General features: G+C 60.1%; 4 protein-coding genes. 3 read left to right on the top strand and 1 reads right to left on the bottom strand.

The annotated features are described in order from the left end of the window. The first annotated feature begins 97 nt into the window (after positions 1-97). Positions 98-433, top strand: a complete 336-nt coding sequence (locus tag BM052_RS18805) for a hypothetical protein (RefSeq protein WP_091149379.1) — start codon at positions 98-100, stop codon at positions 431-433. Positions 434-442: 9 nt separating this feature from the next. Here the strand turns inward: BM052_RS18805 and BM052_RS18800 are convergent, their stop codons facing one another. Next, positions 443-1,567: a tetratricopeptide repeat protein gene (locus BM052_RS18800; RefSeq protein WP_177198573.1), complete on the bottom strand. Its 1,125-nt coding sequence runs from the start codon at positions 1,565-1,567 to the stop codon at positions 443-445. A 240-nt stretch (positions 1,568-1,807) separates the two neighbouring features. Between BM052_RS18800 and BM052_RS18795 the strand changes: the two genes are divergently transcribed. Both BM052_RS18795 and BM052_RS18790 read left to right on the top strand, forming a co-directional pair. Next, entirely contained in the window at positions 1,808-12,913 is an 11,106-nt protein-coding gene (locus BM052_RS18795; RefSeq protein ID WP_091149376.1) for a LysM peptidoglycan-binding domain-containing protein, read from the top strand. Next, positions 12,913-13,668, top strand: a complete 756-nt coding sequence (locus tag BM052_RS18790) for a tetratricopeptide repeat protein (protein ID WP_091149374.1) — start codon at positions 12,913-12,915, stop codon at positions 13,666-13,668. Before BM052_RS18795 ends, BM052_RS18790 begins: the two co-directional genes overlap by 1 nt. Positions 13,669-13,781 lie beyond the last annotated feature (113 nt).

Raw genomic sequence — 13,781 nt, 5'->3', positions numbered from 1 at the left:
CCCATCGATCAGGCCCTCAACCACATCGCAAACAATGGCATTTTCTGGACATGGACCTGATCAAAAACGTACAAAGTCGAGCTAAGAGGCTGTTTCTGTGGAGCCGATAAACAACGTCGAGCGCATCGCCCTGCTCCTGAGGGAAAAGCTCGCCGAGCGCGCGAAGGCCTCGCGTGGCAATTCGTCAAGCGCGGCTTCGCGGCAACCAACTGCACCCTCCTCCGTTGCGGCGCTGGCTGCGCTGGGGGATGTAGATGAACGCCAGTTCAGGCGCACCGTCATCCAGTCGGTTCTCGTTGACCACTTCGGCCGCGGCGTGATGAACGATGCCGCCTTCCAGCAGGTCGTCGAACAGGTCTTCGGCGTGATGGAGGCCGAGGAGGGCGCACGAAATCTTCTCGATCGCGCAGTGCGGGACCTCAAGGCGCGATAACGCGCCCTCTCAGTGTTTCAGCATGCCGCTCGCAGATGAGGCCAGCATCTGTGCCAGCGTCTTGCCGCCTGGGCCGATGGGTGCGTTCAACGCTACGGCGCGAATTCTCTCCGCCGCAGCAGGATTACCTTCGGCCTCGAGAAGGAGGCTACTGGCGAGCGCGCCGCCCATGCTCGATCGATCAAGGCGCATGGCGATCTCGCAGTTGCGCTTCGCCGCGTCGAGGTCCCCTTGCATGATGTCCATAACCGCAAGCCCACCGTGGCCTTCAGAAAAGGTGGGGTCGAGCGCAACAACTCGCTCGAAACGGTCGCGTGCTTCAGCGGTCTTTCCGGCAATGAAGAACGCCCAGGCTGTCGCAATCCACGAACCAAGATGGTCGCCGAATATGGCGGCGCCACGATCGAGTGCGCGCGCGGCGCCATCTGGGTCCGACGAGAAAAGCAGCGTAAGGCCCTTGCCGACCCATGCGCGAGGATTGCCTGGCTGATGGTCCAGTGCGCGGTCGAACATCGCGGCTGCATCGGCCAAGTCTTCGGTTTCCAGGGCGAACATGCCGCGTGCGGCAAGACCTTCCGGATTCTCGCCAGCGCGCGCCGCGTAAGTGCGGGCGAGGTCGTCATGATCCGCATCCATGGCCAGCGTCGCCAGAGCACCCATCAAGGCTTCGTCCTGCGGATGCCGATCGGCAAGATCAGCGCCAAGCTCGAGCCCTTCGTCATAGCGTTCGAGATGATGAAGGATGTGGATCTTGAGCGAAGGTGCCCGCGCGGAGACAGCCATTGCCTCGGCATCGAGGAAGCGGTCTGCTTCCTCAAACTTGTCCTGTTTTGCAAGCGACCAGGCTAGGTTGAAGCGTACCGCAGGTACGTCTTCCCCCTGGTCCAGCAGCGACTGGAGATCATCGGCCGCGTCGTGGAAGCGCTCTTGCTCCATCGCAACAAGCGCACGCAGGTTGAGCAGCGGGGGCGACAATGGGGCTTGAAGCACTGCGCGGTCTATCAGCGAGCCCGCAAGGTTCATGTCACGCGCGTCGAACGCAGCTGAGGCGGCGTCGGTCAGGAGCGCGGGGTTCGAAGGATCCCGTTCCAGAAATCCGAGCAGACGCTCGAGCTTTGGGCTAGTCGCTGTCATTGGGGATGGGGTTGTCAAAATGGGGGCCTTCGCGGAATTTGTCATGTTTGTGGGCTGAACCTAACCTTGGGCCATGCGTGGCGCAATTGCCGCCGCCGAATTTTTGGTTTCTGCTGGACGGATTTGCCTATTTCGCGTCGTTTTTGAAAAAATCGCTAAACGCATTTTGGGATATCCTGATTGGTAGTTTGTTGCGGCGTTTTGGCGCTGTCTTGCGGGCTGATCGGGGGAAGTTTTCAGATGGTCTCGGTTGTTACGGGTTCGGGTCTTGGACTGGACCAGGCGTCGGGTTTTGTGCTGGGCTCGCGTGGTCAGCTGGGCAGTTCGGCGTTCGGCCGGTACGGCGAGGGTGTGACGGTCAATGCGGCGACCGGCAACCTGTTCGTCAACCGCACGGACGAGATCCTGATCGGTCTTGGCGTCGATGCGGTCGTCTCGCGCAGCTACAACAGCCTCGGCTTGTCGAACGACGAGAATGGAGACAACTGGCAGCTTGGCGGGCAGCGGCGGGTTGCGGGCCTGACGGGGACGGTAAACACCGCCGGCAGCACGGTGACACGCTACGACTGGGACGGCTCGTCGATCGCCTACACGTGGGATGCGAGCAAGGCAGCCTACGTGAGCGCCAAGGTAGGGCACCAGGACGACCGGATCACATTTGCCTCAAACGTGTGGACCTGGACGGACAGCGACAGCCGGACGAGCGAGACTTATGATCACCTGAACGGCGGGCGGCTCATTGCGGTCAAGGATGCCGACAACAATACCACGAGCTACAGCTATACCGGTTCGCTGCTGACGCGGATCGCGACGGCAAACGGCGAGTACACCGACCTTACCTGGTCGGGCAGCAACCTGACGCAGGTGGTGACGACGAAGTCGAGCGGGACGCCGCTGACGCGGGTACGCTACACTTATGACGACGAGAACCGGCTTTGGTCGGTGACAACGGACCTGACGCCTGACGACAACAGTGTCGCTGATGGCAAGACCGTCGTGACGACCTACACTTATGACGGGACCAGCGACCGGGTTGCGTCGATCAGCCAGACGGGCGGGGCGAAGCTGGATTTCACTTACGCGCTGGTGGGTGCGGACTACCGGGTGGCGACCTACAAGCAGACCCTGGCGAGCGGGGTGACGAGCCAGGTCACCTTGAGCTACGACACGACCAACCGGGTCACGACGCTGACCGACCAGTCGGGGCAGGTCACCAAGCTGACTTATGACACGTCGAGCCGGCTGACGAAGGTCGAACTGCCTCCGGCGCAGGCGGGAGCGACAGCCCAGGTAACGACGTACACTTACGACAGCGCGGGCAACGTGCTGACGATGAAGGACGCATTGAACAACACCACGGCCTACCAGTACGATGCGAACGGCAACCTGACGCTGATACGTGATGCGGCAGCCAATACGGTGACCTACACTTATGGTGCGGGCAATGAGCTTCTGACCGAGACGCGCTACACGGTGGCGGATCCGGATGGTTCGGGCCCCGGGTTGCCTTCGGGTTCGGCCACGACCCGCTATGTCTACGATACGGCTTACCACCTGCTGTTTACCATCACGGCGGAAGGAGGGGTGACGCAAAACGCCTACTTCAACAGCTCTGCGTCGAATGGGCTTTTGCGGTTCCAGTGGGCCTATACGGGTCAGGTCTACGACACTTCGGGGTTGACCGATATACAGGCTCCGAGCGCCGCGGACCTTAATACCTGGATCAGCGCGATCACGGACAAGAGCACGCGATTGCGGACGGAATATACCTACGACTTCCGGGGCAACCTTGCGACGGCGATGAGTTGGGGGGCGTCTACGAGCGCGGGGGCAGGGTCGGGGGTCGCAACGACGGTCACGTACACATACGACCAGTACGGCAACCTGCTAACGCGCCAGACCAGCGGGATCGCGAACACCGAGGTGTTCACTTACGATGGCCTTGGGCGGATGACGGGTTCGGTCGACCTCGATGGCGGGACGACCAGCCTGGTCTTCACTGATGGGCAAAACAGGCAGGTAGTGACGCTGGCCAACGGCCTGGTGCAGACCTCGACCTATAACATGGCGGGGCAGCTGATCAGCTACCAGACCTCGGGGACGGGTCTGACGACAGCGACGGCAAGCTACAAGTACGACACGCTGGGCCGCCAGCGCATCGCGGTCGATGCCCTGAGCAACAAGAGCTACGCGCTCTACGACGCCACCGGACGCAAGGTCGCGGCTATCGCCGCCGATGGCGCGATTACCGAGTACTTCTATGATGCCGGGAACCGGCTGGTGGCAACTTTGAGCTATGCAACCAGGGTCGCTGCCGATCGTCTTGCCTTGCTGGTCGACGCCAATGGCAATCCAACGGACGTGTCCTTGGGGGCCATACGACCCAACCAGGCGGCGGGTGATGCCTGGGAGTGGCGTGTATACGACAAGGCCGACAGGCTTCTTGAGGTGATCGATGGCCAGGGTGGCGTGAGCCGGTTTGGCTACGACGGCATGTCCAACCTGGTCAGGACCGTTCAGTATCGCAACGTTCTGAGTTCATCCACGCTTGCAGGACTTAAGGAACGCTTCTCCAACCGCCTCTACAATCCTCAATTTAATGGTGCGGGGGGCTGGACAACTGGTACGGACGCGGCAGGCATAATCAACAATGGATCTCCCTTCACTGCCGTATGGACGGGTAAGAGCCTTATTCGCAGCGACTTTACGGCTACCGATGCCGGACAGCTTGCATCAATCTTCAGCGGCTGGGACCATCTGTTCAACGCCACTGCTGGAGAGCAACTCGTAGTGCAGGCGGGAGTGGAAGGCGTTGGGCCGGTTGCTTCCCTTGAACTCGTCATATGGTGGACAGATGCGAATGGCGCCACGATAGGACAATCCCTTATAGGTCAATTGGCCGGTGCGCAGTCCTTCAACACCAAGGTCGGGAGCACCGTCACAGTGCCCACTGGGGCCGTTGCCGGACGTCTCGAGCTTTATATGACGACATCGGCAGCCGGATCTGGCTGGATCAGCTTGGCCGAACCGGTCGTTCTGCCAGCCAATTCTCAAAGCACCCTCACGGTCGTCGCACCCGGTGCATTCGCTACTAAGGACGAGATAAGCCGGAACTTCTACGACAAGTCGGGACGTCTTGTAGGGGCGCTCGATGGTCTGGGGTATCTGAGCCAGGTCGTCTATGACGCGGGCGGGCGAGCCGTGCATACGGTGGCCTATGCGAACCTGACGGACGCCACACTTCGCGCTGCGGGCACCTTTGCGGACCTGCTGGCGAGTGTCGGCACGAACACTCGTGATATCCACCAGTACAGCATCTATTACAACGACGGGAAGCTGCGCTACACGCTGGACGCGAACCTGCGTCCGACCGAGTACGCCTATGACGCGGCGGGTAATCTGATCCACACCATCGATTATGGTGCTTCGATCGGGACGGGCACGGACTACAGCGCAAGCTATGTGGCGGGCCAGATCTCGTCGTTGGGCCTGTCGAGCAATGCGAATACGCGCAAGAGCTGGTCAGTCTACGACAACGCCGGACGCCTCGCCTACGCCATCAATGCTGAAGGAGGCGTGAGCCGCTTCAGCTACGATAGCCTGGGGCAGATCACCAAGACGGTGCAGTTTGCATTGATCCGTACGACCACGAGCGATCCCACCCTGGCAACGATGGACGCCTGGGCGAGCACGAACGGCATTGCCGGCGACCGCGTTACACGCAGCTACTACGACAGGCGCGGGCTGCGTTACGTGGTCGACGCCGAAGGCTTCCTGACGCGCAACGATTACGATCTCGACGGGAAGCTGACGCGAACATTCCGCTGGGACACGGCCTATGCGGCGGATGATACGACCACCATCGATACGATCAACGCCGCCAACAAGGGTACGTGGCTCGACACCCAATACGCCTACGATCCGCTGGGTCGCTTGTCGACGACGACCGATGCGCTCGGTATCGTCACCAAATTTATCTACGATGCGCTCGATCGGGTAACGGACCGGACGGTGGCCTATGGGGCAGTCAATGGCGGGGGCACGTCTGCGGCGGTCACGACGCACTATGTCTACGATGCTGCGGGGCGGGTGACCGACGAGACGGCGGCCTGGGGCACGGCTGATGCGACAACTACGCACTACACTTACGACGGCTTTGGCCATGTCCTGACACGGGTCAGCGCTTACGGGGCGGCCGAAGCGAGCACGACGGTCTTTACCTACGATGCGCTCGGCAATGTTCTGACCCAGGTGGCTGCGAGCGGGACGAGCGTCGAGGCAACGACCAGCTTCGCCTACGATGCTTTTGGCAACGTGATCGCTACGACCGATGCTCGCGGCAATGTCAGCTACTCGACTTACGACCTGCTCAATCGCCTGGTCTGGCAGGTCGATGCCGAAGGCTACGTCACCCAGACCAGCTACACGATCGGCGATGAGGTGGCGTCCATCACGCGCTATCACGCCCGGGCCACGGTCTCGGGTCCGGCGGTCGTGCCTACCGTCGCGGCCACTTCGGGCGAGGATGCGACCACCACCTTCACCCGCGACAAGCTGGGCCGCGTCACCAAGGTCACTGACGCCATGGGCGCTTACGAGCAGTACACGCTCGATGCCTTCGGCAACCGGCTGACGGTCAAGAACAAGCTGGGCGGAACGACCACCAACACCTTCGACCGTCGCGGGCTGCTGCTTACCGAGACGCTGCCGATCAGTTCGATCGACAATGAAGGCAATGTCGCGGCGGCCAGCGTCACCAACAGCTATGCCTACGACAGCCGGGGCAACCGCACGCAGATGGTCGAGGCGGTGGGCCTCAGCGAACAGCGCACCACCACCTACACTTACGACAAGATGGACCGGCTCACCAAGACCACCGGGATGGCAGTGGGCTATGCCAGCGACACCTCGCTGGGGGCCACGGGTTCGACCCCGCTCTACGACCAGGTCACGTATGACAAGCGCGGCAATGTGATCGAGAGCAAGAACGCGGCGGGCAACCGCACGCTGTTCTACTATGACGGCCTCAATCGCAAGATCGCCGAGATCAGTCCTGTCGGCACACTCTCGACCTGGACTTATGACGACAACGGCAATGCGATCTCAGCCAGGGTCTACGGCGATGCAGTGAGCCTGCCGGGCACCGCCGGCGGCACGGCGCCCGCGCCGGTCAATGCGAGCAATTACCGCGAGACGACGTTCACATATGACAGGGCGAACCGCTTGCTCACCAGCACGGTGGTGTCGGTCCAGATCGGCTACTGGAACGGTTCGAGCTACGTGACCTCCACACCCAGCCTGACTGTCACCAACCAGTACGACAAGGCCGGCAATGTCATCAAGCAGACCGACGCGCGCGGCTACTCGGTCTACTTCTTCTACGACAAGCTGGGTCGCAAAGTCGGCCAGGCCGACAAGGAAAACTACTTCACCGCCTATACTCTCGATGCCGACGGCAACGTTACCCAGGAAACCCGCTACGCGATACCCGTCACATCGACCATAACTGCTGGTGGAAATCCACCTGCCATCAATCTCATTCCCAATGGCGACTTTTCACAAGGTCTGACGGGGTGGACGATTGGTTACGACCCGAACAACATTCTGAAGGCTGGCTCTCCCTACACGATTACGAATGTTAACGGAACCGGCACCAATTGCATCAAGGCCGAGTTCAATGCGACCGCCGCAGGGCAGACGATTTCGCTCGCCACAACGACGAATGTTCCCGTGGTTGCCGGAGATCGTTTGGCCGTCCAGATGGGCATTGAAGGACAGGGAGCCGGCATTATTGGAACCCAAACCGTCGCGGTCTGGTTTTTTGATGCCAATGGAAATACGATTCCGAACACCGGCGGCGGGATTGCCTCGCTAAACGGGCCGCTGAGTTATAACACGAAGCTTGGCGGATTTGTGGATGTACCTCAAGGCGCCGCCTCGATGCGTCTCGAATTGTATATGGATTCGGCCGGGGCGGGACAGGGTACATTCCTCATCGACCAGCCCATGGTGGCGTCCGTTCCTCGGGGGCAAACACAACTTCCTTCGTTCAGCGCCAACGCCGGCGGCGTGGCTGGCCTCGCTGGCGCACGAACAACCCAGTTCACCTATGACCGCAATGGCCGGCGCCTGACCGAAAAGCGTCTCAACGTCACGGCCTGGACAATCGACGGCTCGACCGGCCTGCTTACCGCCGCTTCGACCACGGCGACCGTCACCTACACCTACAACGGCCTTGGCGAGGTGACGAAGAAGACCGAGGCGACCGGCGAGTATACCGATTACTTCTACGATACCATGGGCCGGCAGACCTCGATCCGCTCCTCGGCCTTCACCGATTACACGGCCACCAGCGTCAAGCGCCAGACCGAGATGACCTATGATGGTCTGGGCAACCTCACTTCGACAAGCGAGCGGGGTGTCCTGGCTTCGGACAATGTCACCTCCTCGGGGCAAAGCGCGCGGGTGACGACCTACAGCTACGATGCCGCGGGTCGCCTCGTATCGACCTATGTTGCCGGAGGCGCGACGCACTTCTACGAGTACGACATCGCTGGGCGCCTGATCCGGGATCGGTATTTGCGCGCCAACAGCGCTGGAACCACCACCTGGGAAGCGAGCGACACCCGCTACGATGCGGCAGGCCGCGTCATCAAGCAGGCGGTGCGCAGTTGGAACGGCAGTTCCTGGACAACGCCGGCAGTTGAGACGCGCATCGCCTACAACACCTACGGCGAGGTCACCGGCCAGGGTACCAATGCCGGCAGCGCGGGAGCCAGCGTCTATCAGGAGACCTTTAGCTACGATGCCGCCGGACGCATCTGGCGCTCCACCGCCGGAGACGGCGTCGTCAAGCTCTACCTCTACGACCAGAACGGCAATCAGAGCGCGGTCATTACATCCGACGGCGATGCGCTGCCGTCGGGCTATAGCTGGTCCACGTTGACGATCCAGCAGGCCATCACCCTGTTCACCAACAGCGGTGCCAGTACCATCGGCAACGTGTCGGTCCAGGGTATGGTGGTGACGCTCCAGGCCTACGACAAGCGTGGTTCTCTCACCCAAACCCGCGAACCTCAGCGCGACGTCAGCGCAACAGGAACCACCGCACCGGCCTCCACGCTCATCAACCATCAGAAGGTCTACAACGCCTTCGGTGAGGTGGTGCAGGAGATCAACGCCCGGGGCTACGTCAGCGACTATACATACAACACCATGGGCAAGGTCATCCAGCGGCAGATGCCGACGGTGAGCTGGACCGCCGAGAATGGCGCGCAGGCCAATGCAAGGCCCACCGAGAACTACTACTACGATCTTTCCGGCCGCGTGGTGGGTGTCCAGGACGCCAACGGCAATCTCAACACCAAGAGCTTGCTGGCGGGGACCGGCTACGGTGGCAGCGAGGCGCTCACCCTCACCGAGTTCCATGCCGACACCGGCAAATTCTACAACAAGTACGATATTTTCAACGACCTGCGCACCACCGTGAATGAGGTCGGCAAGAGCGAAAGCTACAACTACGACAATCGTGGTCTCCTGGTCTCACAGGTCCATCAGCAGCGCGCCGACGGAACCCAGCTCATCGATTTCTATAGCTACGACGCGCTCGGCCACAGGCTCACGCACTACAACTCGCAGCTTGGTTCGACCGTCAAAGATATCACGGACTACGACGCCTTGGGGCGCATTATCTCCATGATCGACATGGGTGGCAACAACACCAGCTACGAATACGCATGGGACCAGAATCAGGCCACTACCGGGCTCGGAACCTTCGGCGCCACCATCAAGACAACAACCAATGCCGCCGGGAAATACGAGGTCGTGTGGACCGACTATTTTGGCCGAACCGTCGACAAGTGGGACTACGGAAGGCACGACTATAATTACACTTACAATATCGCAGGCCAACTCGCCAACACAACAAATGCTGCAGGACTCAGCACCACCTATACATACTACAATACCGGCCTCATCGCATCGATCAGTACCGGCACCGACAACGGTTACAGCAGCTCTACAGCAACTTCCACCTTCCGTTACAATGCAGAAGGCAATCGCACACTCGAGACACATGCTGTCACGGGATATTACTATGATTACTACGACGGGATCGCCTACGACTACACGACCTCCTACGAGAACGCGACGGCCACCTATGATGCCTTGAACCGTATCACCGCCATCACCGATACCGGCACCGGATCGGCCGCTCCCATTACCATCGCCTACGAGTACGATCTGGTCGGTAACATCCGCCACATGAACGCCTCGTTCCGTTTCATGGACACGCAAGGGGTCATCTCGTCGGCGTCGTCCACGCAGGACTACTGGTACAAATACGATGCGATGAACCGCTTCGTGACCACAAAGGGCGTGTTCACAGGGACAAGAGGATCAGGGAGCATTACACGCGGAACCGCTGGCGGGCTCGGCATCACCTACGATCTTGCCGGCAACCGCGCGACATCGATCTGGACAGAACGCGCTTCCTATACGATTTTGATTGATGAATCGACCGGAAAAACCAAGACGATGTACAAGAACCTCGATCACAGCGATCAGTACATCTATGAGACGGATGGGTATCTCAAGCAGGTCAATTCTTCCGTCGACGCGATGGACATTGATGGGATCGTGACCCAGGGAACAATGACCAAGCGCGCGGCCTACACGCGCGATGCGATGGGTCGGGTCACCGACTACAAGGAATACGCCAGCAACGGCACCAGTGTCGTCTACGAACGCTCCAACACTTACAATACGAAGTCGCAGGTCACCTCGGACATAGTAACCTCGGTGCGCTCGGATGGTACCTGGGTGTCCAACTCCACCTACTACTACAACGCCAGCGAAACGTCCTCGGGCTCGGGCGAATGGACCGGCGTGACTTCGGGCGGCACCTACATGGGTGGGGTCGTTACCAAGGTGGCAACCAGCGTCACCAAGAACGGTGCGGCACAGACCGGCAATACCACCACCTATAGCTACAGGTGGTGGGACAATGCCCTGCAATCCAAGACTAACTACGTCTCAGGATCGACCAGCAACACCTCCACCTTCTACTACAGCAATGGCGGTGTGCTGAACTCGGTCTATATCCAGGACGGACGTCCGCGCACCGTCAGCTTCATCAATAATGCCGACGGCTTCGTCATGAGTCGCGACGAGAACGACAACAAGTCTACCGGCGATCCGCGCGAGCTGCATTACTACTATAACGGCCACGGCATCGGTGACGTCTCCAATAACGGCACTTCCGATGTCGACTATGTCACCAGCATCGCCCAGCACACCGCAGTCGGCGCTACCGGGCCGTTCCACAACGGCGCGACCACCAGCACCAACTATGCCGATTTCGATCAGAGCTATGATCCCATCAACGGGTTGAACTATGAAAGCACCTCCAGCCGTTACACGGTGCACGACGGCGATAGCCTTGAGACGATCGCCCAGAACCTGTGGGGCGATGCCTCCTTCTGGTACCTGATCGCCGACGCCAATGGCCTCAATGGCAGCGAAATCCTCGTCGCTGGCCAGAACCTCATCATCCCTAACAAGGTCCACAACAGCCACAACACATCCGATACCTACCGCGTCTACGACCCCAACGAAGCCATCGGAGATACATCCCCCACCGCCGCCAAACCGCCCAAGAAAAACAAATGCGGCGTATTCGGACAGATCCTGCTCGTCGCCATCGCCGTCGCGGTCACCGTGGTGACGTCTGGTGCGGCCGCGGCCGCAGCCGCGAATGTCAGCGGCGGTGTATTTGGCGGGCTAGGCGCCTTGGCGAGCGCTGGAACCGCTGGCGGCATGACGCTTGGCACGGCCGTGGCTATCGGCGCGGGTGCTGCCGCATTGGGGAGTGTCGTCAGCCAAGGCTTTGGCGTTGCCACCGGCATCCAGGACAGCTTCAGCTGGAAGGGCGTGGCCCTGTCCGCTCTAGCAGGCGGGATCGGTACCGGATTGGGCGGTGTAAATCTGTTCGGAACCCAAGGTATTGGCGCTGTTGGCAGCGCGGCCTTTAGAGGTGTGCTTGGCAACGCTCTGACCCAGGGCATAGGCGTCGCGACCGGACTGCAGAACAGCTTCAGCTGGTCGGGCGTTGCAGCCGCTGGCGTTGGAGCCGGGGTCGGCAACGCGATCGGCGGCCACACAGCCCTGGGACGCGCCGGATCAGGCATGGCTGGTGGCATCGCAGGAGCCGCAGCCACCTCCCTCGTCACAGGGCGGGACTTCGGCGACACCATCATGTCCCAGCTGCCGTCCATCATCGGCAATACCATCGGGAATCTCGTCGCCGACAGGGTCGCGGGCAAACCCGAGACCATGGCCGAACGTTTGCAGAGGCAGGGCTACAAGCTGCTCGGGCAATTTGCCGATAGTGGGGCCATTCGCTCTGACGCTCCTAGCCCCGAGCAACAGGCTTGGGCGGAACAAGCTGCCGATGAGATCGTGGTCACCGGCCACAAGATGAACTGGCTCGAAAAGCTGGCTTACGATGTCGGTCATCTGTTCAGTGGCGGCTCCGTCAGGCAAACGGCACCGTCCAGCGATCGTGGCACCAGGTTTTATTGGAATTATCAGGCCGCTCGGCAGTATCATCAGCAGGAGGCAAGTCAGCCCGGCAACCGACCTACCGTTTCAGATCAGCAGATATGGAATAACGCCTATCGCCAAGCGGGAAGTCAGGTGAATCGTGAATTCGGTGGCCGGGCCGCATTCGGCCCTGTCTCAGCAGCGACGGCAATCGCCGCCCCAGTCGTCTTGGGTAACAGTCTCCTGGCACAAGGTGGAACTGCATTCTTGACGAGTGCAAACGGTGGCGTCGCGACGCGGTATGCCATGGGCCAAGACATCAGTCTTGAAACCTATGCATTGGATGGCGCTGTCGGCACCGCCACCTTCGGTGTGTTCAAGGGAGTGGGAGCAGGCGGCAGCGCTATCGCTTCACGCTTCGCCGCGCCGATTGAAGAGAGTGTGCCGTCTCGGCTGATCGGTTCGTACCTGCCATCAGCCAACCTAAAGTTTGGATCAACGCTGTTTGGGGATGAAGCGCATACGGTCGCTGGTCGAATGTTGACCGAGAACCTTAACGCACAAGGAGTACCTCTCGAGGCGATTACCAATCGGACCGGCCCGGGCTTAACCGGCATCGATATGTCAGTGGACCCAATTTATGCGAAACAGCTTGGCTTTGAGCACATTGAGATAAAGCCAAACACTGCGAACGGCTTGCGGACGCTCAATCGCCAAGTAGAAAGATGGGGCATGAACCCTTCGTCGGTTCAATCTGTAACGTATGACGCACAGGGCAATGTCTGGTGGGGATTTGATTTCTAATGCACGCCTTACGCGAACTGATGGCGGGAAACTTTCCTGAAGCCGTGAAGGGGTTTGAGCGAGAACTGGCGCTCACTCCCGATGACATCGCGATCGCCGATGGTCTTTCCAAGGCTCTTCAGGGCGCTGGAGACTATCGTCGCGCTCTACCGTATATGGAATGCGTCCATTCATATCAGAAGGCCAACAACCCCGACGCTCCCGGCCAGTTGCTCCCAATGGCCTGTGCGCATTGGTATCTGGATGAGCGCGAGAAAGCGCTTGGGTTGGTCCGCGAGTTGTGTGCCAGTATGCTTGAGGGGGCGATCAGTATGGCCCCCGATCAAGCTGGCGGGGCAACCTTCGGGCTTGTTCTGCACTATATGGGCATAACGGCCGGGGACGACCAAAACCGCGATTACGCATTGGATTACCTGCGCGCACTCAACGCCAAATACGACAAGCGCCCCACGTTGTTCCGCTACCCAGTGCAGACGGTGAAGCAAATACTTGGAGAACTGAGCTTTGAAGATGCGCTCGAAGGGGCGACTAAGGAGCGGTCACTTCCAGCGGCATACCAAATCGCCAAATCGAACCGGATGGCCTTAGGCGAACTCGGGATTGCCCTCTTCCACGATGGCGTTCTACGTCGGGCCTCTGGTGATGAAGCCGGTTGCATGGAGCGAATGCAGCAGGTGTTTAAGCTTGGCTATCAGACCGAATCGATGCGCTGGCAGTTGGCCCGGCATGAGGTTTTATACGCTCGGCTTCATTGATTGACCTGTGCCCATTTACGTGACCCGATTGAAGTGATTTGCTCTGGTTGAGCGATGAGCCAGTTCCAAGCGTCGCAACAGGCGTCGAGGATGGCGTCGTAGGTGTCGAAGAC

This window comes from Novosphingobium sp. CF614 (genome assembly GCF_900113255.1).
Lineage (GTDB): Bacteria > Pseudomonadota > Alphaproteobacteria > Sphingomonadales > Sphingomonadaceae > Novosphingobium.
Note: the sequence above shows the minus strand (reverse complement) of the source record. Positions and strands in the feature narration are given on the sequence as shown.

What these genes read in the sequence shown, in the direction of transcription:
- BM052_RS18800 (WP_177198573.1), bottom strand. Translation starts at nt 1,567, where the DNA reads ATGACAGCGACTAGCCCAAAGCTCGAGCGTCTGCTCGGATTTCTGGAA.
- BM052_RS18795 (WP_091149376.1), top strand. Translation starts at nt 1,808, where the DNA reads ATGGTCTCGGTTGTTACGGGTTCGGGTCTTGGACTGGACCAGGCGTCG.
- BM052_RS18790 (WP_091149374.1), top strand. Translation starts at nt 12,913, where the DNA reads ATGCACGCCTTACGCGAACTGATGGCGGGAAACTTTCCTGAAGCCGTG.